General features: G+C 62.2%; 23 protein-coding genes and 1 tRNA gene. 20 read left to right on the top strand and 4 right to left on the bottom strand.

The window, feature by feature from the left end; translation table 11 throughout:
• Positions 1-182 precede the first annotated feature (182 nt).
• Genes rluC through LOY34_RS19425 form a run of 3 tightly spaced genes read left to right on the top strand, consistent with a single transcriptional unit; the run spans position 183 to position 2,806 of the window.
• Positions 183-1,139 carry a 23S rRNA pseudouridine(955/2504/2580) synthase RluC gene (gene rluC, locus LOY34_RS19435; RefSeq protein WP_195884751.1) on the top strand — a complete coding sequence of 319 codons (957 nt, stop codon included), beginning with the start codon at positions 183-185 and terminating at the stop codon, positions 1,137-1,139.
• The gene (locus LOY34_RS19430) at positions 1,129-1,821 is read left to right on the top strand and encodes an HAD family hydrolase (RefSeq protein WP_195884750.1); all 693 of its coding nucleotides are present in this window, start codon (positions 1,129-1,131) and stop codon (positions 1,819-1,821) included. Before rluC ends, LOY34_RS19430 begins: the two co-directional genes overlap by 11 nt.
• Positions 1,814-2,806 (top strand): S49 family peptidase, encoded by a 993-nt coding sequence (locus LOY34_RS19425; RefSeq protein ID WP_195884749.1) that lies wholly within the window; start codon positions 1,814-1,816, stop codon positions 2,804-2,806. Before LOY34_RS19430 ends, LOY34_RS19425 begins: the two co-directional genes overlap by 8 nt.
• A 52-nt stretch (positions 2,807-2,858) precedes the next feature.
• Here LOY34_RS19425 and LOY34_RS19420 read toward each other — a convergent pair whose 3' ends face one another.
• Entirely contained in the window at positions 2,859-3,437 is a 579-nt protein-coding gene (locus LOY34_RS19420; RefSeq protein WP_213603585.1) for a nucleoside triphosphate pyrophosphatase, read from the bottom strand.
• A 95-nt stretch (positions 3,438-3,532) separates the two neighbouring features.
• Here LOY34_RS19420 and LOY34_RS19415 point away from each other — a divergent pair, with 95 nt between their 5' ends.
• From LOY34_RS19415 to LOY34_RS19360, 12 genes are all read left to right on the top strand, one after another.
• Positions 3,533-4,060 carry a YceD family protein gene (locus LOY34_RS19415; RefSeq protein ID WP_045195168.1) on the top strand — a complete coding sequence of 176 codons (528 nt, stop codon included), beginning with the start codon at positions 3,533-3,535 and terminating at the stop codon, positions 4,058-4,060.
• Positions 4,061-4,073: 13 nt separating this feature from the next.
• On the top strand, positions 4,074-4,256 hold the full coding sequence (gene rpmF / locus LOY34_RS19410; protein WP_010223221.1) for a 50S ribosomal protein L32: 183 nt from the start codon (positions 4,074-4,076) through the stop codon (positions 4,254-4,256).
• Positions 4,257-4,259: 3 nt separating this feature from the next.
• Entirely contained in the window at positions 4,260-5,270 is a 1,011-nt protein-coding gene (gene plsX / locus LOY34_RS19405) for a phosphate acyltransferase PlsX (protein WP_082075402.1), read from the top strand.
• Positions 5,271-5,399: 129 nt separating this feature from the next.
• Entirely contained in the window at positions 5,400-6,338 is a 939-nt protein-coding gene (gene fabD / locus LOY34_RS19400; RefSeq protein WP_195884747.1) for an ACP S-malonyltransferase, read from the top strand.
• Positions 6,339-6,354: 16 nt separating this feature from the next.
• A complete protein-coding gene (fabG, locus tag LOY34_RS19395) occupies positions 6,355-7,095 on the top strand; it encodes a 3-oxoacyl-ACP reductase FabG (RefSeq protein WP_038994156.1) in 741 nt (246 codons plus the stop codon).
• 196 nt (positions 7,096-7,291) lie between these two features.
• Positions 7,292-7,528 carry an acyl carrier protein gene (gene acpP / locus LOY34_RS19390; protein WP_003175607.1) on the top strand — a complete coding sequence of 79 codons (237 nt, stop codon included), beginning with the start codon at positions 7,292-7,294 and terminating at the stop codon, positions 7,526-7,528.
• Between the two features lie 104 nt (positions 7,529-7,632).
• Positions 7,633-8,877, top strand: a complete 1,245-nt coding sequence (gene fabF, locus LOY34_RS19385; RefSeq protein WP_045195160.1) for a beta-ketoacyl-ACP synthase II — start codon at positions 7,633-7,635, stop codon at positions 8,875-8,877.
• Entirely contained in the window at positions 8,877-9,692 is an 816-nt protein-coding gene (pabC, locus tag LOY34_RS19380) for an aminodeoxychorismate lyase (protein WP_093380584.1), read from the top strand. Before fabF ends, pabC begins: the two co-directional genes overlap by 1 nt.
• A gap of 3 nt (positions 9,693-9,695) precedes the next feature.
• Positions 9,696-10,841 carry an endolytic transglycosylase MltG gene (gene mltG / locus LOY34_RS19375; protein WP_195884746.1) on the top strand — a complete coding sequence of 382 codons (1,146 nt, stop codon included), beginning with the start codon at positions 9,696-9,698 and terminating at the stop codon, positions 10,839-10,841.
• A 19-nt stretch (positions 10,842-10,860) separates the two neighbouring features.
• Complete coding sequence (gene tmk / locus LOY34_RS19370) at positions 10,861-11,493, top strand: dTMP kinase (protein WP_195884745.1); 633 nt, start codon at positions 10,861-10,863, stop codon at positions 11,491-11,493.
• On the top strand, positions 11,486-12,472 hold the full coding sequence (locus LOY34_RS19365; RefSeq protein WP_195884744.1) for a DNA polymerase III subunit delta': 987 nt from the start codon (positions 11,486-11,488) through the stop codon (positions 12,470-12,472). Before tmk ends, LOY34_RS19365 begins: the two co-directional genes overlap by 8 nt.
• 43 nt (positions 12,473-12,515) lie before the next feature.
• Positions 12,516-13,298: a TatD family hydrolase gene (locus LOY34_RS19360; protein ID WP_195884743.1), complete on the top strand. Its 783-nt coding sequence runs from the start codon at positions 12,516-12,518 to the stop codon at positions 13,296-13,298.
• 235 nt (positions 13,299-13,533) lie between these two features.
• Here LOY34_RS19360 and LOY34_RS19355 read toward each other — a convergent pair whose 3' ends face one another.
• The gene (locus LOY34_RS19355) at positions 13,534-14,667 is read right to left on the bottom strand and encodes an aminotransferase class V-fold PLP-dependent enzyme (protein WP_195884742.1); all 1,134 of its coding nucleotides are present in this window, start codon (positions 14,665-14,667) and stop codon (positions 13,534-13,536) included.
• A 72-nt stretch (positions 14,668-14,739) separates the two neighbouring features.
• On the opposite strand from LOY34_RS19355, the gene LOY34_RS19350 reads away from it, so the two are divergent.
• The 4 genes from LOY34_RS19350 (at position 14,740) to LOY34_RS19335 (ending at position 17,717) form a co-directional block, all read left to right on the top strand.
• Entirely contained in the window at positions 14,740-15,378 is a 639-nt protein-coding gene (locus LOY34_RS19350) for a TetR/AcrR family transcriptional regulator (RefSeq protein ID WP_045195146.1), read from the top strand.
• A gap of 127 nt (positions 15,379-15,505) precedes the next feature.
• Complete coding sequence (locus LOY34_RS19345; RefSeq protein WP_045195144.1) at positions 15,506-16,474, top strand: GTP 3',8-cyclase MoaA; 969 nt, start codon at positions 15,506-15,508, stop codon at positions 16,472-16,474.
• 66 nt (positions 16,475-16,540) lie between these two features.
• A complete protein-coding gene (locus LOY34_RS19340; protein ID WP_045195142.1) occupies positions 16,541-17,146 on the top strand; it encodes a DUF4823 domain-containing protein in 606 nt (201 codons plus the stop codon).
• Between the two features lie 10 nt (positions 17,147-17,156).
• Complete coding sequence (locus tag LOY34_RS19335) at positions 17,157-17,717, top strand: DUF1285 domain-containing protein (protein WP_195884740.1); 561 nt, start codon at positions 17,157-17,159, stop codon at positions 17,715-17,717.
• A 118-nt stretch (positions 17,718-17,835) separates the two neighbouring features.
• Here LOY34_RS19335 and LOY34_RS19330 read toward each other — a convergent pair.
• Positions 17,836-17,911 (bottom strand) — tRNA-Asn (locus LOY34_RS19330).
• Positions 17,912-17,974: 63 nt separating this feature from the next.
• Complete coding sequence (locus LOY34_RS19325) at positions 17,975-19,171, bottom strand: amino acid aminotransferase (protein ID WP_195884739.1); 1,197 nt, start codon at positions 19,169-19,171, stop codon at positions 17,975-17,977.
• A gap of 308 nt (positions 19,172-19,479) precedes the next feature.
• Here LOY34_RS19325 and uvrB point away from each other — a divergent pair, with 308 nt between their 5' ends.
• The gene (gene uvrB / locus LOY34_RS19320; protein WP_045195137.1) at positions 19,480-21,495 is read left to right on the top strand and encodes an excinuclease ABC subunit UvrB; all 2,016 of its coding nucleotides are present in this window, start codon (positions 19,480-19,482) and stop codon (positions 21,493-21,495) included.
• Positions 21,496-21,499 lie beyond the last annotated feature (4 nt).

Here is a 21,499-nt window from a genome sequence, read left to right as displayed (position 1 = left end):
TTCCAGGCATTTCTGTAAACTGGCGAAAGCCCCGTCGGACGGCCTCGCGTCCTCGAGAATTGCGTCGGTCAGGGCCGGCTGAAAGCCGTGAGTCCGCTGGCCAGCCGCTTTTGGCGGCGTTCGCGACTATAGCAGCAATCATTAAGTGCTTCAAATCCATAAAAAATTGTTATGATTGGCAAATGACGACTACTGCCCCTCCGACCTCCGGCGTCCAGCTGATCGAGGTCGCGCCGGAACTTGCCGGCCAACGAATCGATAATTTCCTCGTAACGAAGCTCAAGGGTGTTCCCAAGACCTTGATTTACCGCATTTTGCGTAAAGGCGAAGTGCGCGTGAACAAGGGCCGGATCAAGCCCGAGTACAAGCTGCAGGCGGGCGACATCGTGCGCGTGCCGCCCGTTCGTCTGCCCGAGCGCGACGAGCCGGTACCGGTGGCCCAGGGCTTGCTTCAGCGTCTTGAGGCGGCGATTGTCTATGAAGACAAGGCGCTGATTGTGCTCAACAAACCGGCCGGCATTGCCGTGCACGGTGGCAGCGGCCTGAATTTCGGCGTGATCGAAGCCTTTCGTCAGATGCGCCCGGACGCCAAGGAGCTGGAGCTGGTCCATCGCCTGGACCGCGACACCTCGGGCCTGTTGATGATCGCCAAGAAACGCAGCATGTTGCGCCATTTGCACGCTGCCCTGCGCGGCGACGGTGTCGACAAGCGCTACATGGCCCTGGTCCGCGGTCATTGGGCCACCGCCAAGAAGCAGGTCAATGCGCCGTTGCTCAAGAGCAACCTGCGCTCCGGCGAGCGCATGGTCGAGGTCAACGACGAAGGCAAGGAAGCGCTGACGATCTTCCGCGTGCTGCGCCGTTTTGGCGAATTTGCCACCATTGTCGAGGCGCGGCCGATCACCGGTCGTACCCACCAGATCCGCGTGCATGCCCTGCATGCCGGGCATTGCATTGCTGGCGACAGCAAGTATGGCGATGAAAATTTCACCCGTGAGATCCGCGACCTGGGCGGCAAGCGCCTGTTTCTGCATGCTTATGCCCTGACCGTGCCGCTTCCCGATGGTGGCGAGCTCAAGCTCGAAGCGCCGGTAGACGAAATGTGGGCCAAGACCGTGGAGCGCCTGGGTGCAGCGTAATTACGACCTGCTGGTCTTCGACTGGGACGGCACCCTCGCCGACTCCATTGGCCGTATCGTCGAGGCCATGCACCTGGCCGCCGGTCGCGCCGGCTATGCCATCTGCGCGGATGACGCGGTCAAAGGTATCATTGGCCTGGCGTTGCCCGAGGCCATCAGCGTGTTGTATCCGCAGCTGGATGCCGAGCAGATCGCGCAGTTTCGCCAGCACTATGCCGACGTCTACATGGCCCTGGATGACCAGCCTTCGCCGCTGTTCGAGGGGGTGGTTGAGTCGCTGGAGGCCTTTCGGGCCGAGGGCTATCGCCTGGCGGTAGCCACCGGCAAGGCCCGGCGCGGGCTCGACCGGGTCTTGCGCGCCAACGGTTGGGAAGATTACTTCGATATCACCCGTGCAGCCGACGAAAGCCGCGGCAAGCCGCACCCGCAGATGCTTGAGGAGATTCTTGCCCATTGCCAGGTCGAACCGCAGCGTGCATTGATGGTCGGAGATTCTTCCTTCGACTTGTTGATGGCCAGCAATGCCGGCATGCATTCGGTGGCGGTGGGTTACGGCGCCATGTCGCTCGAGGCCTTGAGTGCCTTTGGGCCACAGGTGTGTATCGATCATTTTTCACAGTTGCAGGCCTGGCTTCGCTGCACGCCTGCAGCAGTACATTCCAGGGTAGGTGAGCATGGCTGACGAGTGGAAGGCGCCCAGCGCCGAAAGTAACGACAGCAACGAAGAACAGAAAAGCTGGAAGCTGCTGGAGAAAACCCTTCTGGCCGGTGTTCAGGAGCAGCGTCGGGCGCGGCGCTGGGGGATCTTTTTCAAGCTGCTGACCTTTGTTTACCTGTTCGGCATTTTTGCCCTGTTCACGCCTTTGATGAACATGGACAAGGCGGCCTCGCGCAGCGTCAGCCATACCGCGCTGGTCGAGGTGCGCGGCATGATCGCCGACCAGGAGCCGGCCAGTGCCGACAATATCGTCAGCGGCCTGCGCGAAGCGTTCAAGGACCCGAAAACCAAGGCGGTGATCCTGCGTATCAACAGCCCGGGCGGCAGTCCGGTGCAGTCAGGTTACATCTACGATGAAATCCGCCGCCTGCGTGCCGAATACCCGACGATCAAGCTGTATGCGGTGATCAGCGATCTCGGCGCTTCCGGCGCTTACTATATCGCCAGTGCCGCTGATCAGATCTACGCCGACAAGGCCAGCCTGGTGGGCTCCATCGGTGTAACGGCGGCCGGTTACGGTTTTGTCGGCACCATGGAAAAGCTCGGCGTCGAGCGTCGTACCTATACCGCGGGTGAGCACAAGGCCTTCCTTGATCCGTTCCAGCCGCAAAAGCCTGAAGAGACGGCGTTCTGGCAGGGCGTGCTGGAAACCACCCACAAGCAGTTCATTGCCAGTGTCAAGCAGGGTCGTGGCGAGCGCCTCAAGGACAAGGAGCACCCTGAGCTGTTCAGTGGTCTGATCTGGTCGGGCGAGCAAGCCCTCTCCCTGGGCCTGGTGGATGGCCTGGGCAGCGCCGGTTACGTGGCGCGCGAGGTGGTGGGGGAGAAGGAGCTGGTTGACTTTACCGTCGAGGAGTCGCCGTTCGATCGCTTCTCCAAGCGCCTGGGGGCCAGTGTGGCCGAGCACTTGGCGATGTGGATGGGCTTTCAGGGGCCATCGCTGCGTTGATTGCCTGATGCATTGAAAAAGCCGACCATCGAGGTCGGCTTTTTTGTGCGCGTCAGGGCAGGCTGACGCCTTCGGCCTGCAGCATGTCTACCAGGCGGATCAGTGGCAGGCCGATCAGGCTGGTGGCATCCACGCCGTGGGTGCTCTGGAACAGGCTGACGCCCAGGCCTTCGGCCTTGAAGCTGCCGGCGCAGTCGTAGGGCTGTTCGGCGCGCAGGTAGCGCTCAATGCGTGGCAGGTCCAGTTCGCGCATGTTTACCGTGAACGGCACGCAGTCGACCTGGCAGTGGCCGGTGGCGCTGTTGAGCAGCGCCAGGCCGGTGAGAAAGGTCACATGGTTGCCGCTGGCTGCCAGCAGTTGCTCGCAGGCGCGCTCGAAGGTGTGCGGCTTGCCGAGGATCTGCTCGCCGAGCACCGCGACCTGGTCGGAGCCGATGATCAGGTGCCCGGGATGGCTGCCGGCCAGGGCCTGGGCTTTCTCCCGGGCCAGGCGCTTGACCAGCTCAAGGGCGGGCTCTTCGTCCAGCCGATGTTCGTCGATATCCGGCGATGCCCAACTGAAGGGCAGGCGCAGACGCTCGAGCAGTTCGCGTCGGTAGGGTGAGCTGGAAGCCAGTAATAAAGGCAGCATGATAGACTCCTGAACAGGTGAAACGATTCTAACATGCTGAACGGAGCCGAATTTCCTTTGACAGGGGCGGGGGTCATCCCTAGAATGCTGCGCCTATGTTGAATGACCCGATTCCACCTCACGTTGACCCGCGCAAATTGGCCGATCGTGGCGTTTCCCTCGAAGGAACACTGCAGCTCGCCGATTTGGAGAGACTCTGCGACCCGCTTTCCGACACTGTCGGTACGGTGCAGGCTAAATTCGATTTTGAGCGCGACGAGCAGAAGGCTGTGGTTATCCACACCGACCTGCGCGTCGAGGTCAAGATGGTTTGCCAGCGTTGTCTTGAGCTGGTCACCCTGCCGATCCACAGCGAATGTACTTACGCCGTGGTGAAGGAGGGTGCGAATACCCAGTCGTTGCCGAAAGGTTATGACGTGCTGGAACTGGGCGAAGATCCTTTGGATCTGCAGGCCTTGGTCGAGGAAGAGCTTCTGCTCGCCTTGCCTATCGTGCCTGCTCATCATCCGGAAGAATGCCAGCAGCCGGCGGGCGCCGATGAGCCCGAACCGAGCAAGGACGAGGTAACACGGTCCAACCCGTTCAGTGTATTGGCGCAGTTAAAGCGTGACCCAAACGTTTAGGAGTTAATCAATTATGGCTGTTCAGCAGAACAAAAAATCCCGCTCTGCCCGTGACATGCGCCGTTCGCACGACGCCCTCTCGGAAAACGCTCTGTCCGTAGAGAAAACCACTGGTGAAGTGCACCTGCGTCACCACGTATCGCCAGAAGGCGTATACCGTGGTCGTAAAGTGATCGACAAGGGCGCTGACGAGTAATCCTTGTCCGCTCAGATCATCGCGATTGACGCAATGGGCGGGGACTTCGGTCCCCGCAGCATTGTTCAGGCGAGTATTGCTTGCCTGTCGGCTACCCCCTCGCTGCACCTGACCCTTGTCGGTCAACCCTCCCTCCTTGAAGATCTGATCGCTGGCCAGTCGGCAGCGGATCGCGCGCGCCTGCAGATCGTGGCCGCCAGCGAAGTGATCGGCATGGACGAGCGGCCGTCACAGGCGCTGCGCAGCAAGCCCGATTCGTCCATGCGCGTGGCCCTCGAATTATTGCGTGATGGCAAGGTTCAAGCCTGCGTCAGTGCCGGCAACACCGGTGCGCTGATGGCCCTTTCGCGCTATGTGCTGAAAACCCTGCCCGGTATCGATCGCCCGGCCATGGTTGCCGCCATTCCCACCCAGACCGGCTATTGCCAGCTGCTCGACCTGGGCGCCAATGTCGACTGCAGTGCAGAAAACCTCTATCAGTTTGCCGTGATGGGCTCGGTGGCCGCCCAGGCCTTGGGTATCTCGCGCCCGCGCGTAGCCTTGCTCAATGTTGGCACTGAAGACATCAAGGGCAACCAGCAGGTCAAGCTTGCGGCCAGTCTGCTGCAGAACGCCCGCGGCCTGAACTACATCGGTTTCGTCGAAGGTGACGGCTTGTACCGTGGCGAGGCGGATGTGGTGGTGTGCGACGGTTTTGTCGGCAATATCCTGCTCAAGTCCAGCGAGGGCCTGGCGACCATGATCGGCTCGCGCATCGAGGCGTTGTTCAAGGGCGGGCTCGGCGCGCGCCTGGCCGGCGCCGTGGCCATGCCCCTGCTGCGCCGCCTGCAGGCTGACCTGGCGCCGGCGCGACATAATGGCGCAAGCTTTCTCGGCCTGCAGGGCATTGTCATCAAGAGCCATGGCTCTGCCGGGGTGCAGGGCTTGCAGAGCGCCATCCAGCGCGCTTTGATCGAGATCCAGGAGAACCTGCCGCAACGTTTGCACGGGCGCCTGGAAGACCTGTTGCTTTAGGCATATGCCTCAGGAAGTGGTTAAATGTGACCGCTTGGTCCTCGCTACCATCCAACTCTTCAGTTTCTTGTGCTCAGCCTGGTGCTGGGCGCTTAATTTCCGACGACAAGATCACTAGGGGCTTGTTCAATGTCTGCATCCCTCGCATTCGTCTTTCCCGGTCAAGGTTCGCAGTCCCTCGGCATGCTCGCCGAGCTGGGCGACCAGTATCCGCTGGTCATTGATACCTTCCGTGAGGCCTCCGAGGCTCTGGGCTATGACCTCTGGGCGCTGACCCAGAACGGTCCGGAAGAGCAACTCAACCAAACCGACAAAACCCAGCCGGCCATCCTTACCGCCTCGATCGCCTTGTGGCGCCTGTGGCTGGCTGAGGGCGGCGCGCGTCCGGCGTTCGTTTCCGGTCACAGCCTGGGTGAGTACAGCGCCCTGGTCGCCGCCGGCAGCCTGAGCCTGGGTGACGCCGTTAAACTGGTCAAGCGCCGCGGCGAGCTCATGCAAGAGGCCGTACCGGCCGGGCAGGGCGCCATGGCGGCAATCCTGGGTCTGGACGACGCCGTTGTCGTGGGTATCTGCGCAGAAGCAGCCCAGGGCGAAGTGGTCAGTGCGGTGAACTTCAACTCGCCAGGTCAGGTAGTCATCGCCGGTGCCAAGGCCGCCGTTGAGCGTGCCATGGAAGCCTGTAAGGCTGCTGGCGCCAAGCGTGCACTGCCACTGCCGGTCAGCGTGCCGTCGCACTGTGAGCTGATGCGCCCGGCAGCCGAGCGCTTTGCCGAGTCGGTCAATGCCATCGACTGGCAGGCCCCGCAAATCCCGCTGGTGCAAAACGTCAGCGCTGCCGTTGCTGCGGACCTCGACACCCTCAAGCGCGATCTGCTGGAGCAGCTGTACAAGCCAGTGCGTTGGGTCGAGTGCGTGCAGACCCTGGCCGCCAATGGTGCGGTCAACCTGGTCGAATGCGGTCCGGGCAAGGTTCTGGCCGGTCTGAACAAGCGTTGCGCCGATGGCGTGACCACCTACAACCTCAATACCCCAGATGCTGTCGCCGCCACTCGTGCGGCGCTGGCCTGATTTAGGAGAAACTTGCATGAGCCTGCAAGGTAAAGTTGCCCTGGTTACCGGCGCCAGCCGTGGTATCGGCCAGGCTATCGCCCTGGAGCTGGGCCGTCTGGGCGCTACCGTGATCGGTACCGCCACCTCCGCTTCGGGCGCCGAGCGTATCGCCGCGACCCTCAAGGAGCACGGCATCACCGGCACTGGCCTTGAGCTGAACGTGACCAGCGATGAGTCGGTCACCGCTACCCTGGCCAAGATCCAGGAGCAGTTCGGTGCGCCGACCATTCTGGTCAACAACGCCGGCATCACCCGCGACAACCTCATGCTGCGCATGAAGGACGACGAGTGGTTCGACGTCATCGACACCAACCTGAACAGCCTCTACCGTCTGTCCAAGGGCGTGCTGCGCGGCATGACCAAGGCGCGCTGGGGTCGTATCATCAGCATCGGCTCGGTGGTCGGTGCCATGGGTAACGTCGGCCAGGTCAACTACGCTGCCGCCAAGGCCGGCCTGGAAGGCTTCAGCCGCGCCCTGGCGCGTGAAGTCGGCTCCCGCGCGATCACCGTCAACTCGGTGACCCCGGGCTTCATCGACACCGACATGACTCGCGAGCTGCCTGAAGCTCAGCGTGAAGCGCTGCAGACCCAGATCCCCCTGGGGCGTCTGGGCCAGGCTCAGGAGATTGCCAATGTGGTGGCTTTCCTGGCCTCCGAAGGTGCAGGTTATGTCACCGGCGCGACCATTCCGGTCAACGGCGGCATGTACATGTAAAATTGAATGTGACGGATTGCATCAAAAAAATGTCATACGAGCTGTCTAAAATCCGTTATAAAGCTGCAACCAGATTCTAGTCGGTTGGCAGGTGTGGTCTTGCAAGGCGTGTTGCGCTTGAAAAGCAGACGTCTTTCTATACACTTACACACCGGCCAGCTGCCTGACATATGTCCATTAGGAGTGAAAACAAGGTATGAGCACCATCGAAGAACGCGTCAAGAAAATCGTCGCCGAGCAACTGGGCGTTAAAGAAGAAGAAGTAGTGAACACTGCTTCCTTCGTCGAAGATCTGGGTGCCGATTCCCTTGACACCGTTGAGCTGGTGATGGCTCTGGAAGAGGAATTCGAGACCGAAATCCCTGACGAAGAAGCCGAGAAGATCACTACTGTTCAAGCTGCTATCGACTACGTCACCAGCCACCAGGCCTAAGACGTTGTAGTCGTCGCTTCTTGTCATGGAAAAACCGCACTGCCTTCGCCGGCGTGCGGTTTTTTCTTTACAAGAGATGTAGTCAATTGAATAAGGAGAGTGCTGTGTCGCGTAGACGCGTCGTGGTCACCGGTATGGGTATGCTGTCGCCACTGGGTACGGATGTGCCGAGCAGTTGGCAGGGCATTCTGGCTGGCCGCAGTGGCATAGGTCTGATCGAGCATACTGACCTGTCTGCCTACTCCACCCGTTTTGGCGGCTCGGTAAAGGGCTTTGAAGTCGAGCAGTACCTGTCGGTCAAGGAAGCCCGCAAGCTCGATCTGTTCATTCAGTACGGCCTGGCAGCCGGTTTTCAGGCAGTGCGTAACGCCGGCCTGGAAGTGACCGATGCCAACCGCGAGCGCATTGGCGTGGCCATGGGCTCGGGTATCGGTGGCCTGACCAACATCGAAGAAACCAGCCGGACCTTGCATGACCAGGGCCCGCGGCGTATTTCGCCGTTCTTCGTGCCGGGTTCGATCATCAACATGATTTCCGGTTTCCTGTCGATCCACCTGGGTGTACAGGGGCCTAACTACGCTATTTCCACCGCCTGCACCACCGGTACCCACTGTATCGGCATGGCTGCGCGCAACATCGCCTTCGGTGAAGCCGACGTGATGATCGCCGGCGGTGCGGAAATGGCCGCCTGTGGCCTGGGCATGGGTGGTTTCGGTGCGTCGCGGGCGCTGTCGACCCGCAACGACGACCCGACCCGCGCCAGCCGTCCGTGGGACAAGGGCCGTGATGGCTTCGTCCTCGCCGACGGTGCCGGTGCGCTGGTACTCGAAGAACTCGAGCACGCCAAGGCCCGCGGCGCGACCATCTATGCCGAGCTGGTAGGCTTTGGCATGAGTGGCGATGCCTACCACATGACCTCGCCGCCAGAAGATGGCAGCGGTGCCGCGCGCTGCATGGCCAACGCCCTGCGCGATGCCGGCCTGAACCCCGGCGAAGTCGATTACATCAACGCCCACGGCACCTCGACGCCGGCCGGCGACCTGGCAGAAAGCTCGGCGATCAAGTCGGTGTTTGGCGATCACGCCTACAAGCTGGCCGTCAGCTCGACCAAGTCGATGACCGGGCACCTGCTTGGCGCTGCCGGTGCCGTCGAGGCGATCTTCAGCGTGCTGTCGATCAACAGCCAGGTGGCGCCACCGACCATCAACCTGGACGAGCCGAGCGAAGGTTGCGACCTCGACTTCGTGCCGCACCAGGCGCGCAACATGCCGATCGAGGTGGTGCTGTCCAACTCCTTCGGTTTTGGTGGCACCAACGGCTCGCTGGTGTTCCGCCGGTTCGCCGGCTGATGCACAGCTGGGTCGATGGCCTGCCGGCAGATGCACTAACCCTGCAAAGCCGGGGGCTGGCCTATGGCGATGGTCTGTTCGAGACCATCGCCGTGCGCGCAGGTCGGCCATCGTTGCTCGAGTACCACCTCGAGCGCCTGGCGCTGGGTTGCCAGCGCCTGGCGATCAGCGCCGATCACGGCCTGATTCGCGACGAGCTATGCCGTTATGCCAGCTTGCTGGGTGACGGCGTGCTCAAGCTCATTGTTACCCGCGGCGACAGCCAGCGCGGCTACGCGCCGGCCGCTGGCGTGGCGCCACGACGAATTCTCCAGGGCAATCCCTTGCCCACCTATCCCGCAGGGCATGCCGAACAGGGCGTTCGCTTGTTCGATTGCCAGACCCGTCTGGCCGAGCAACCCTTGCTGGCAGGCTTGAAACACCTCAATCGCCTCGAGCAGGTGCTGGCCCGTGCCGAGTGGCAGGATGCCGCGCACGCCGAAGGTTTGATGCGCGATGTTTCCGGGCGCATCATCGAGGGGGTGTACAGCAACCTGTTCCTGGTGCGCGACGGCCAACTGCAGACTGCCGACCTGAGCCGCTGCGGCGTGGCCGGGGTCATGCGCGCAGCCTTGCTCGATCACGCCAGGGACGCCGCAATCGCTGTGCAGATTACCGACCTGAGCCTGCAGGACCTGCAGCAAGCTGACGAAGTGTTTGTCTGCAACAGCGTCTACGGCATCTGGCCGGTACAGGCTTTTACATCGCTGAACTGGCCGCCGGGGCCGCTCACCCGTAAACTGCAGGCCATTGCCCGTACGCTACTGGATGCCTGATTTGTGAGACGTAAATTCTTGGTGCTGCTGGAGATCGGCTTGATCCTGGCCGGCCTGACGCTGGGCTATTCGGCCTGGAAGGTAAAATCGGCGCTGGAGCAGACCCTGCACGTGACCCAGGAGCAGTTGCTCGACGTGCCCACCGGTACCACCCCCAACCGCATGTTCTACCGCATGCAGAACGACGGGGTGCTGGAAGACGCCTTCTGGCTACGCCTGTACTGGCGCTTCAACATGGCTGGTGTGCCGCTGCATACCGGCGAGTACCGCATGACCCCGGGCATGACCGTGCGCGAGCTGTTCGAGGTCTGGCGTCGCGGTGATGTGGTGCAGTACACCCTGACGCTGGTCGAGGGCTGGAACTTCCGCCAGGTGCGTGCGGCGCTGGCCAGGCACGAGAAGATCAAGAAAACCATCGACGGCCTGAGTGATGCCGAGGTCATGGACAAGCTCGGCCATCCGGGGGTGTTCCCTGAAGGTCGGTTCTTCCCCGATACCTATCGCTTCGTGCGTGGCATGAGCGATGTCGAGTTCCTCCAGCAGGCCTACGCGCGCCTGGAAGAAGTGCTGGCCAAGGAATGGGCTGAGCGCTCCAGCGATGTGCCGTATCGCGATCCGTACCAGGCGCTGATCATGGCGTCGCTGGTCGAGAAGGAAACCGGCGTACCGCAAGAGCGCGGGCAAATTGCCGGGGTGTTCGTGCGGCGCATGCGCATCGGCATGCTGCTGCAGACCGACCCGACGGTGATCTACGGCATGGGCGAACGCTACAACGGCAAGATCACCCGCGCCGACCTGCGCGAGCCGACGCCGTATAACACCTACACCAACGCCGGCCTGCCGCCGACGCCGATTGCCATGGTTGGCCGCGAAGCCATTCATGCCGCGTTGAACCCGACGCCGGGCAGCAGCCTGTATTTCGTGGCGCGTGGCGATGGCAGCCATGTGTTCTCCGATGACCTCGATGCGCACAATTCGGCCGTGCGCGAGTACCAGATCAAGCGCCGTGCCGACTACCGTTCGAGCCCGGCCCCGGTTACCGAACCTGAACCCGAGGCCCAGCCGCCGGCGCCGCAATCGCCGGATGTCAGCCCTGAGCCGGCGACCGAGCAAGCGGCGCCGGCCAGCGACGCGGCCTCCCCGCAATGACCCACTGTAAGGACTGCCTGTGAGCGGCTTGTTTATCACCCTGGAAGGCCCTGAAGGAAGCGGCAAAAGCACCAATCGCGAGTACCTCGCCGAGCACCTGCGCGGCGCCGGCCTGGATGTCGTGCTGACCCGCGAGCCGGGCGGCACGCCGCTGGCCGAGCGAATCCGCGAACTGCTGCTGGCCCCCAGTGACGAGAAGATGGATGCCGACACCGAGCTGCTGCTGGTGTTTGCCGCCCGTGCCCAGCACCTGGCCGAAGTCATTCGCCCGGCCCTGGCCCGTGGCGCGGTGGTGTTGTGCGACCGTTTTACCGATGCCACCTACGCCTATCAGGGCGGCGGGCGCGGCCTGTCGCTGGAGCGCATCGCCACCCTGGAGAATTTCGTCCAGGGCGATCTGCGCCCGGACCTGACCCTGGTGTTCGATCTGCCGGTGGCGATCGGTCTGTCGCGCGCTGCCGCCCGCGGCCGCCTGGACCGTTTCGAACAGGAAGGCCAGGCCTTCTTCGAAGCCGTGCGCCAGGCCTACCTGGCTCGCGCCCAGGCTTCGCCGCAGCAATACCGGCTGATCGATGCCGCTTTGCCGCTGGCTCAGGTACAGCAGGCGCTGGACGCCTTGCTGCCGCAGATTCTGGAGCGTTGCCGTGGCTGAGGCCTTTCCCTGGCAGCAGGCGCTGTGGCAGCAACTGGCCGGGCGCACCCAGCATGCCCATGCCTATCTGCTGCACGGTCCGCAAGGCATTGGCAAGCGGGCCCTGGCCGAGCGCCTGATGGCCTTGCTGCTGTGCCAGCGTGCGCAAGGGCTGCAGGCGTGTGGGCAGTGCAAGTCATGCCAGTTGCTCGCAGCCGGCAGCCACCCGGACAACTACGTGCTGGAGCCGGAAGAGGCCGACAAGCCGATCAAGGTCGACCAGGTCCGCGAGCTGGTGTCTTTCGTGGTGCAGACTGCGCAGTTGGGTGGGCGCAAAGTAATCTTGATCGAGCCGGTCGAGGCGATGAACGTCAACGCCGCCAACGCCTTGCTCAAAAGCCTTGAAGAGCCCTCGGGCAATACTGTTCTGCTGCTGGTCAGTCATCAGCCCAGCCGCCTGTTGCCAACCATCAAGAGCCGCTGCCAGCAGCAGGCCTGCCCGCTGCCGAGCCGCGAGCAAAGCCTGGCCTGGCTCGAACAGGCCTTGCCCGACTGCGACGAGCAGGAGCGCCTGGAGTTGCTCAGCCTGGCCGCCGGCTCGCCGTTGGCGGCCGTCAGTCTGCAGGCCCAGGGTGTGCGCGAGCAGCGCGCGCTGGTGGTCGATGGGGTGAAGAAGCTGCTCAAGCAGCAGCAATCGCCTAGCCAGCTGGCCGACGCCTGGAATGCCATTCCCTTGCTGCAACTGTTCGACTGGTTCTGCGACTGGTCCAGCCTGGTCCTGCGTTATCAGTTGACCCAGGACGAGGAGGGTTTAGGCTTGAGCGATATGCGCAAGGTGGTCCAGTACCTGGCGCAGAAGAGCAGCCAGGCCAGGGTCCTGGAGATCCAGGACTGGATTCTGGCCCAGCGCCAGAAGGTCCTGGGCAAGGCCAACCTCAATCGGGTGCTGTTGCTCGAGGCGCTGCTGGCGTCCTGGGCGATGTTGCCGGGCCAGCGTTGAGCTGCGCCGTTCCTTCATTTCTTTTCAGCGTTGTCATGCACCCATGCTTGTAGATTCCCATTGCCACCTCGACCGTCTTGACCTCACCGCCCACCAGGGCTCCCTGGATGCGGCCCTGGACGCTGCCCGCGCGCGCGGCGTCGGCCACTTCCTGTGCATCGGCATCAGCGCCGACAACGCCCAGGCGGTCAAGGACCTCAGCGAGCGTTACAGTGATGTCGACTGCTCGGTGGGCATCCACCCGCTCGACCTCACCCCCGATGGCGCACCGCCGCTGGACTGGCTGCTCAAGGAGCTGGAGCACCCGCATGTGGTGGCGATTGGCGAGACCGGCCTGGACTATCACTATGAGCCGCAAGCGGCTCAGGTGCAGCAGGACTCGTTCCGCCTGCACCTGGAGGCGGCCAGGGTAACCGGCAAGCCGGTGATCATCCATACCCGCGCGGCGCGCGCCGACACCCTGGCCTTGCTGCGTGAAGCGGACCTCAAGCAGGCCGGCGTTCTGCATTGCTTCACTGAAGACTGGGAGATGGCCAGGGCGGCGCTGGACCTGGGCTACTACATTTCGCTGTCGGGCATCGTCACCTTCCGCAATGCCGATGCGTTGCGCGATGTGGCCCGCCAGGTGCCTGCCGATCGGCTGCTGGTCGAGACCGACTCGCCGTACCTGGCGCCGATCCCCTACCGCGGCAAGGCCAACTTGCCAGAGTACGTGCGTGAAGTGGCGGAGTTCGTGGCGATGGTGCGCGGTGAAAGTTATGAGCAACTGGCTGAACAGACCACGGCCAACTTCAAGCGCCTGTTTCCGTTGGCGCGGGTGGCCTGAGCCTGCGGGCGGTAAAAACCGCAGGCAAAAAAAACCCGGGTTCTGGGGGGTGAATCCGGGTTAAGACCATTAGGAGTAAAACAAAGGCACGCGGTCCCTGAGCACCTTTATCGGCGCGCCACATGGGGGGATGCGCTGCGCCAACACCTGAAGTATTGGCCAGGATTGACGCGCCGCCAGCCACAGCTGATCGTTTTTTAAACAGATTTGGAATACGCCTGCCGCTGCTGAGCACTCATCGCTCTGCGATCTCGCGCACAATGGCCAGAGTTTCGTCGATTATCTGCCTGGGTGTGTAGAAGTGCGGGGAAAATCGCACCCCGGGGCCGCGCGGAATGCAGATCACCTGTTCTTGCTTGAGGCGCTGAAAAACCTGGGCGTTCTCGACGCCCTCAATGCTGAAGGACACGATCCCTGAGCGACGCGCAGGCTCCTGCGGGCTGTGTACGCGAACCCCAGGGATCGCTGCCAGGCCTTCGTTGAGCCAGTGCACCCGCTCCAGCAGCGCTGTGGCCACCTGATCCATGCCCACTTCTTCGAGCAGCGCCAGGCTTGCCTCCAGCGCCGCTGCACCGAGCATGTTCGGGCTGCCGCATTCAAAGCGCCGGGCGCTGTGGGCCGGCTGCCATTCGCTGCGGCTGTAGTCGCCCATGTGTTCGAGCATGTGCCAGCCGTACTCGCTGAGCTTGAGCAGCGGGCGTACCTCGGCGCGGCAATAGAACACCCCGAGGCCTTCCGGGCCGAGCATCCATTTGTGCCCATCGGCCATGGCAAAGTCGCACTGATAGGCCTGGACGTCGAAGGGCAGGGCGCCCAATTGCTGGATGGCGTCGATGCAGAACAACACCTCACGCTCACGACAGCCTTGGCCCAGACGCACCAGGTCAAGGCGCAGGCCGCTGGCAAACTGCACGGCGCTGATTGCCAGCAGGCGCACCTTGGGGCCGCAGGCCGCGAGCAAGGCCGCCTCCGGGTCACTGCCCTTGAGGCTTACCTGGATGACGCTGACGCCTTTGTCGGCCAGGGCTTCCCAGACAATCCGGTTGGAGGGGAATTCTTCGTCGCTGATGACAATCTGGTCGCCGGCCTGCCAGTCGATACCGAAGGCGACGAAAGACAGCGCTTCGGAGGTGTTCTTGACCAATGCGATATCATCCGTCGACGGTGCATTCGTCAGGCGCATCAGGCGTTCACGTAAACGCTGCTCCATGGCCATCCAGTCCGGATAGTCCCTTGCACCGAGCAAAACGTTCTCGCTGGCGAAGCGCGAAACCGCCTGGCTGGCGCGTTTGGGCCAGGGTGCGACCGCGGCATGGTTCAGATAACGAAGCCCCGGGGCCTGTTCAAACTCATCAAGAAACATAGACATGGTTGGATGATCCGTGCATTTTGGCGCAAGTTAGGCATAATAACCGGCTTCGATTTTGATCCAGTCCTTCTTATGCAGAAAGAACCTCGTAAGGTCCGTGAGTTTCGTCGCCGAGAGCAAGAAATTCTCGATACCGCGCTCAAGCTGTTTCTCGAACAGGGTGAAGACAGTGTCACCGTCGAGATGATCGCTGATGCCGTCGGTATCGGCAAAGGCACGATCTACAAGCATTTCAAATCCAAGGCGGAGATCTACCTGCGCCTGATGCTCGACTACGAGCGCGATTTGAACGAACTGCTGCACTCTGCCGACGTCGACCGCGACAAGGAAGCCCTGTCGCGCGCCTACTTCGAATTCCGCATGCGTGATCCGCAGCGCTACCGCCTGTTCGACCGTCTCGAAGAGAAGGTGGTCAAGGGTAACCAGGTGCCGGAGATGGTCGAGGAGCTGCACAAGATCCGCGCCTCCAACTTCGACCGCCTGACCCTGCTGATCAAGGGCCGCATCAGCGAAGGCAAGCTTGAGGACGTACCGCCGTACTTCCACTACTGCGCCGCCTGGGCCCTGGTGCATGGGGCCGTGGCGCTCTATCACTCGCCGTTCTGGAGCAATGTCCTGGAAGACCAGGAAGGCTTTTTCCAGTTCCTCATGGACATCGGCGTGCGCATGGGTAACAAGCGCAAGCGCGACCCGGATACCGCCGGTAGCTGAGACATTCAGCCAAACCATGGCGCTACTGGGATTGGGTGGCGAGGAATATACTCAGGTATGAGGCTTGCAAAAACCTGATTTTTGAGTCAGGTTTTGCAGGCCCGATTCACCCATGCCGGAGTCACCCATGATCGTCGACCGCCAAGGCAGGCGTTTTCGCAATTTGCGTGTCAGCCTCACGGCTGCCTGCAACTACGCCTGTACCTATTGTGTGCCCGACGGCAAGCGTCTGGTCGCGGCCCAGGACGAGCTCTCGGCCGAGGCCATGGCCCGCGGCGTGGCTTATCTGGTCGAGGCCGCCGGTATCGAGCGGGTGCGCGTCACTGGCGGCGAGCCGCTGGTCAGCCCCAAGCTGGAAACCTTCCTCAGCTCCATTGCCAATTTGGGCCTGGATGAAATCAGCCTGACCACCAACGGCCAGTTGCTGGCGCGCAAGCTGCCGTTGCTGCGCGCAGCGGGTATCCGTCGCCTCAACGTTTCCCTCGACACCCTTGATCCGGATGCTTTCCGGCGCATTGCCCGTGGCGGCGACCTGGCCACTGTGCTCGACGGCATGAGCCAGGCCAGCGCCGCCGGCATGCAGATCAAGGTCAACATGGTGCCGTTGCGCGGGCAGAACTTCGACCAGGTGCTGCCACTGCTGGAGTACTGCCTGGCCCACGGCTACGAGCTGCGCTTCATCGAGTTGATGCGCATGGGGCACCTGGCGCGCGACAGCAATGCCTTTTTGCAGCAGTTCGTCAGCCTTGAGCACCTGCTGCAATTGATCGGCGAGCAGTACGAGTACCTGCAGGCCAACGCGCCGGTGGATGCCACCGCCTTGCGCTACCAGATCCCGGGCCAGGGTTATTTTGGCGTGATCGCCAATGAGAGCGTGCCGTTCTGCCGTACCTGTTCGCGTTTGCGCCTGTCCTCCACCGGCTGGCTGCACGGTTGCCTGTCGTCGAGCAACCGTCACTATATCGGCGACCTGCTCGACAAACCGCGCCACCAGGCCTTGCCGGCGTTACAGGGCTTACTGGTCAAAGCCCTTGGCGACAAGCAACCGGTGGCGTTTTCGGGCGGCGCGACGGTGATGAAAATCATCGGCGGCTAAGACTGGCGCAAAAGCTGCATCTGCCAGCTGTTCGCCGGTTTTCCGTCACCGGCCACTGGAGGATAGATGCGTAGCCTGGTTTTGCTGCTGGCGCTGACGGCGCTGGGCGGCTGCATGAATGTCAGCGATATGGGCGAGGGTGCCCGTTATCACATGAGCGATGCCGGTCTGCTCGATCACAGCGACACCCGTCGTTCGCTGTCGGTGCGCCTGCAGCCTGATTCATTCATTTACATTGGCCAGGGTGCTTTCGTGCCATCAGGCAAAGGCCCGTACCCGCGGCCCAACGTCGTGGCTGAAGAAGCCTTCAAGGGCTTTGTCGAGTACTTCCCGTTGGTTCGCCGTGCCCCGGCGCCGCTGGGCCTTGAGCAAGCACTGATCGAAGCGCGCGAAGTCGGCGCCCATTACTTGCTGTACACCCGTTTTGCCCGCACCGACGATCGCATCGGCAACGGCGATGAGTGGTATGACGAGCAGGCGGTGGACCGCCTGGGTATCGATACTGGCGTGGTGCAGCTGATGCTGATCGAAACCAGTACCCGTTACCTGATCGACACCGCGCGGATCAAAAGCCGCGGCGGTTTGCTGACGTTCCACGACAACAAGCCGGAAGATTTGCTCCGCCCGCCACTCGAGGATTACGCTCGCAGTCTGTTGGGCATGAGTCGTTAAGGAGAGGGTGATGCAAGACACCGGCAAGGCCAATGATCTGCTGGCGCAGATTCCCAAGGCAGAAAAGGGCCTGCCGCCCGTGCACCTGTGGAACCCGGATTTTTGCGGCGACATCGACATGCGCATCGCCCGTGACGGCACCTGGTACTACCTGGGTACGCCGATCGGGCGCAAGCCGATGGTGCGGCTGTTCTCGACCATCATCCGCCGCGACGGTGACGACTACTTCCTGGTGACGCCAGTGGAGAAGGTCGGCATCAAGGTCGATGACGCGCCCTTTGTTGCGGTCGCCCTGGAGGTGCAGGGCGAGGGTGAGCAGCAATTGTTACGCTTTACCAGCAATGTCGACGACCAGGTCGAGGCCGGCCCCGAGCATCCGCTGCGCTTTGAAATTGACGCGCAGACCCAGGAACCTTCGCCGTACGTGCACATGCGTAGCAACCTCGAAGCGTTGATCCATCGCAATGTCTTCTACCAGTTGGTCGAACTGGCGGTGCCCAGGCAGATCGATGGCCAGCAGTGGCTGGGCGTCTGGAGTGGTGGCTGTTTCTACCCCATCGGCCGGACCTGATCGTCCGCCCGGTTTTCCCTGAGGGGTGACCGGGCTTCGCTGGCCGGGTGTGCGATTTAATCTGCCAGAAACGAAAAAACCTCCAGTGCTCAGGGCAACTGGAGGTTTTTCAGGTGTTTGGCTCCGCGACCAGGACTCGAACCTGGGACCCAATGATTAACAGTCATTTGCTCTACCGACTGAGCTATCGCGGAATCTGTGGCGTATCTTACTGATTGCTAAGGGGAAGTCAAGCCTCCCCTATGCAATTGAGTAAATTACAGGACCTCGACGATCGCCTTGGTCACCACATGGATGTTGCTTTGGTTCAGCGAGGCGACGCAGATGCGACCGGTATCCAGAGCATAGATACCGAACTCGTTCTTCAGGCGCGCGACCTGCTCAACGGTCAGGCCCGAGTAGGAGAACATGCCGCACTGGCGACCGACGAAGCTGAAGTCCTGCTTGGCACCGTACTCGGCCAGCAGCTCGACCATCTGCTTGCGCATGCCGTGGATGCGCTGGCGCATCTCGGCCAGCTCGTCTTCCCACATCTTGCGCAGCTCTGGGCTGTTGAGCACGGTGGCGACGATGGTCGCGCCGTGGGTCGGCGGGTTGGAGTAGTTGGTGCGGATCACGCGCTTGACTTGCGACAGCACGCGGGTGGCCTCTTCCTTGGACTCGGTGACGATCGACAGGGCGCCAACGCGCTCGCCGTACAGCGAGAAGGATTTGGAGAACGAGCTGGAGACGAAGAAGTCCAGGCCCGACTCGGCGAACAGGCGTACCGCGGCGGCGTCTTCAGTGATGCCGGCGCCAAAGCCCTGGTAGGCCATGTCAAGGAACGGCACGTGGCCTTTGGTCTTGACCACTTCGAGGACGTTTTTCCAGTCTTCTGGCGTCAGGTCGACACCGGTCGGGTTGTGGCAGCAGGCGTGCAGCACAATGATCGAGCCGGACGGCAGGGCGTTGAGGTCTTCGAGCATGCCGCTGCGGTTGACGTCGTGGGTGGCGGCGTCGTAGTAGCGGTAGTTCTGGACCGGGAAGCCAGCGGTTTCGAACAGTGCGCGGTGGTTTTCCCAGCTCGGGTCGCTGATGGCGACGACGGCGTTCGGCGACAGCTGCTTGAGGAAGTCGGCACCGATCTTCAGGGCGCCGGTACCGCCGACGGCCTGGGTGGTGATTACGCGACCGGCGCTCAGCAGTGGCGACTCGGCACCGAACAGCAGCTTCTGTACGGCCTGGTCGTAAGCGACGATACCGTCGATCGGCAGGTAACCGCGGGAAGCGTGCTGGGCAGCGCGCTGGGTTTCGGCTTCGATCACTGCACGCAGCAGTGGGATACGCCCTTCTTCGTTGCAGTAAACACCTACACCCAGGTTGACCTTGTTGCTACGGGTATCGGCGTTGAAAGCTTCGTTGAGGCCCAGAATGGGATCGCGTGGTGCCAGCTCGACAGCGGAAAACAGGCTCATTATTACCTTGGCTCTGAATGGAGAGTGGAAGAGGTCGCACGCTCCAGTCGCTTGCACTAGAGCGGTGCACAAACGGGGAGTCAGTATAGTGATACCGCTCGGTCACGGCGACAGTCTGTCGCAGCTTTTCCTGCTGTTTGACCGAATATTTTTCGACCGTTAGTCGATTTCACCGGTCCATACTCAGAAATGCCCGGGTTACTCAGTTGAAACTGGCGCAAGGGGCCCTTAATTCGGTATAACTACTGTCTATAAATACAGTTGCCCGCGCCAGCGATGAAACCATCGCGATCACACAGAGGTTTGTCATGTCCGAGTTCCAGCTCGTCACCCGTTTCCAGCCGGCCGGCGACCAGCCCGAGGCCATTCGCCTGATGGTCGAAGGAATCGAGGCGGGCCTTGCGCACCAGACCCTGCTCGGGGTGACCGGCTCAGGCAAGACCTTCAGCATTGCCAACGTGATCGCCCAGGTGCAGCGCCCGACATTGGTGCTGGCGCCGAACAAGACCCTGGCGGCGCAGCTGTATGGCGAGTTCAAGTCATTCTTCCCGAACAACGCCGTCGAGTACTTCGTTTCCTACTACGACTACTACCAGCCCGAAGCCTACGTGCCGTCCTCGGACACCTTTATCGAGAAGGACGCCTCGATCAACGACCATATCGAGCAGATGCGCCTGTCGGCGACCAAGGCGCTGCTGGAGCGCCGTGATGCGATCATCGTCACCACGGTGTCCTGCATCTATGGCCTGGGCAGCCCGGAAACCTATCTGAAGATGGTCCTGCACGTGGACCGTGGCGACAAGCTCGACCAGCGTGCGCTGCTGCGCCGCCTGGCCGACCTGCAGTACACCCGCAACGAAATGGACTTTGCCCGCGCCACCTTCCGCGTGCGCGGTGATGTGATCGATATCTTCCCGGCCGAATCGGACCTGGAAGCCATCCGCATCGAGCTGTTCGACGACGAGGTCGAGAACATCGCCGCCTTCGATCCGCTGACCGGCGAGGTGATCCGCAAGCTGCCGCGTTTCACCTTCTATCCCAAGAGCCATTACGTGACCCCGCGCGAGACCCTGCTCGAGGCCGTGGACGGCATCAAGGAGGAACTGGCCCAGCGCCTTGAGTACCTGCACAAGGCCAACAAGCTGGTCGAGGCCCAGCGCCTGGAGCAGCGCACCCGCTTTGACCTGGAGATGATCCTCGAACTGGGTTACTGCAACGGCATCGAAAACTACTCGCGCTACCTCTCCGGGCGCCCGGCCGGGGCAGCGCCACCGACTCTTTACGACTATCTGCCGGACGATGCCCTGCTGGTAATTGACGAATCCCACGTCAGCGTTCCGCAAGTCGGCGCCATGTACAAGGGCGACCGCTCGCGCAAGGAAACCCTGGTCGAGTACGGCTTTCGCCTGCCCTCGGCGCTGGACAACCGGCCGATGCGCTTTGACGAGTGGGAAAACGTCAGCCCGCAGACCATCTTCGTTTCTGCGACCCCCGGCAACTACGAGGCCGAACATGCTGGCCGGGTGGTCGAGCAGGTAGTACGCCCAACCGGCCTGGTCGATCCGCAGGTCGAAGTGCGCCCGGCCACCACCCAGGTCGACGACCTGCTCTCGGAGATCCGCAAGCGCGTGGCCGTGGAGGAGCGCGTGCTGGTCACCACCCTGACCAAACGCATGGCCGAGGACCTCACCGACTACCTGGCCGACCACGATGTGCGCGTGCGCTACCTGCACTCGGACATCGATACAGTGGAGCGGGTCGAGATCATCCGCGACCTGCGCCTGGGTACCTTCGATGTGCTGGTGGGCATCAACCTGCTGCGTGAAGGCCTGGATATGCCGGAGGTATCGCTGGTGGCGATTCTCGATGCCGACAAGGAAGGTTTCCTGCGTTCCGAGCGCTCGCTGATCCAGACCATCGGCCGCGCGGCGCGTAACCTCAATGGCCGGGCGATCCTCTATGCCGACAACATGACCGGCTCCATGCAGCGGGCGATTGGCGAGACCGAGCGGCGCCGCGACAAGCAGATCGCCTTCAACGCCGCCAACGGCATCGTGCCCAAGGGCGTGGTCAAGGACATCACCGACATCATGGAAGGCGCCAACGTGCCCGGCTCGCGCAGCAAGAAGCGCAAGGGCATGGCCAAGGCGGCAGAGGAGAGCGCCCGTTACGAAGCCGAACTGCGCTCACCGGGCGAGATCGCCAAGCGCATCAAGCAGCTGGAAGAAAAAATGTACCAGCTGGCGCGGGACCTGGAGTTCGAAGCGGCGGCGCAGTTGCGCGACGAGATTACCGCGCTGCGCGAGCGGATGATCACCACCTGAGGGC

Source organism: Pseudomonas sp. B21-009, from assembly GCF_024749345.1.
In the GTDB taxonomy this organism is placed as follows: domain Bacteria; phylum Pseudomonadota; class Gammaproteobacteria; order Pseudomonadales; family Pseudomonadaceae; genus Aquipseudomonas.
The sequence above is the reverse complement of the archived record's forward strand: the minus strand, read 5'-3'. Positions and strand labels throughout refer to the sequence as shown.

Excerpts from the sequence above, each read along its gene's own strand:
- rluC (WP_195884751.1), top strand. The coding sequence starts at position 183 with ATGACGACTACTGCCCCTCCGACCTCCGGCGTCCAGCTGATCGAGGTC.
- LOY34_RS19425 (WP_195884749.1), top strand. The coding sequence starts at position 1,814 with ATGGCTGACGAGTGGAAGGCGCCCAGCGCCGAAAGTAACGACAGCAAC.
- LOY34_RS19420 (WP_213603585.1), bottom strand. The coding sequence starts at position 3,437 with ATGCTGCCTTTATTACTGGCTTCCAGCTCACCCTACCGACGCGAACTG.
- LOY34_RS19415 (WP_045195168.1), top strand. The coding sequence starts at position 3,533 with ATGTTGAATGACCCGATTCCACCTCACGTTGACCCGCGCAAATTGGCC.
- rpmF (WP_010223221.1), top strand. The coding sequence starts at position 4,074 with ATGGCTGTTCAGCAGAACAAAAAATCCCGCTCTGCCCGTGACATGCGC.
- fabD (WP_195884747.1), top strand. The coding sequence starts at position 5,400 with ATGTCTGCATCCCTCGCATTCGTCTTTCCCGGTCAAGGTTCGCAGTCC.
- fabG (WP_038994156.1), top strand. The coding sequence starts at position 6,355 with ATGAGCCTGCAAGGTAAAGTTGCCCTGGTTACCGGCGCCAGCCGTGGT.
- acpP (WP_003175607.1), top strand. The coding sequence starts at position 7,292 with ATGAGCACCATCGAAGAACGCGTCAAGAAAATCGTCGCCGAGCAACTG.
- pabC (WP_093380584.1), top strand. The coding sequence starts at position 8,877 with ATGCACAGCTGGGTCGATGGCCTGCCGGCAGATGCACTAACCCTGCAA.
- LOY34_RS19360 (WP_195884743.1), top strand. The coding sequence starts at position 12,516 with ATGCTTGTAGATTCCCATTGCCACCTCGACCGTCTTGACCTCACCGCC.
- LOY34_RS19355 (WP_195884742.1), bottom strand. The coding sequence starts at position 14,667 with ATGTCTATGTTTCTTGATGAGTTTGAACAGGCCCCGGGGCTTCGTTAT.
- LOY34_RS19350 (WP_045195146.1), top strand. The coding sequence starts at position 14,740 with ATGCAGAAAGAACCTCGTAAGGTCCGTGAGTTTCGTCGCCGAGAGCAA.
- LOY34_RS19345 (WP_045195144.1), top strand. The coding sequence starts at position 15,506 with ATGATCGTCGACCGCCAAGGCAGGCGTTTTCGCAATTTGCGTGTCAGC.
- LOY34_RS19340 (WP_045195142.1), top strand. The coding sequence starts at position 16,541 with ATGCGTAGCCTGGTTTTGCTGCTGGCGCTGACGGCGCTGGGCGGCTGC.
- LOY34_RS19335 (WP_195884740.1), top strand. The coding sequence starts at position 17,157 with ATGCAAGACACCGGCAAGGCCAATGATCTGCTGGCGCAGATTCCCAAG.
- LOY34_RS19325 (WP_195884739.1), bottom strand. The coding sequence starts at position 19,171 with ATGAGCCTGTTTTCCGCTGTCGAGCTGGCACCACGCGATCCCATTCTG.
- uvrB (WP_045195137.1), top strand. The coding sequence starts at position 19,480 with ATGTCCGAGTTCCAGCTCGTCACCCGTTTCCAGCCGGCCGGCGACCAG.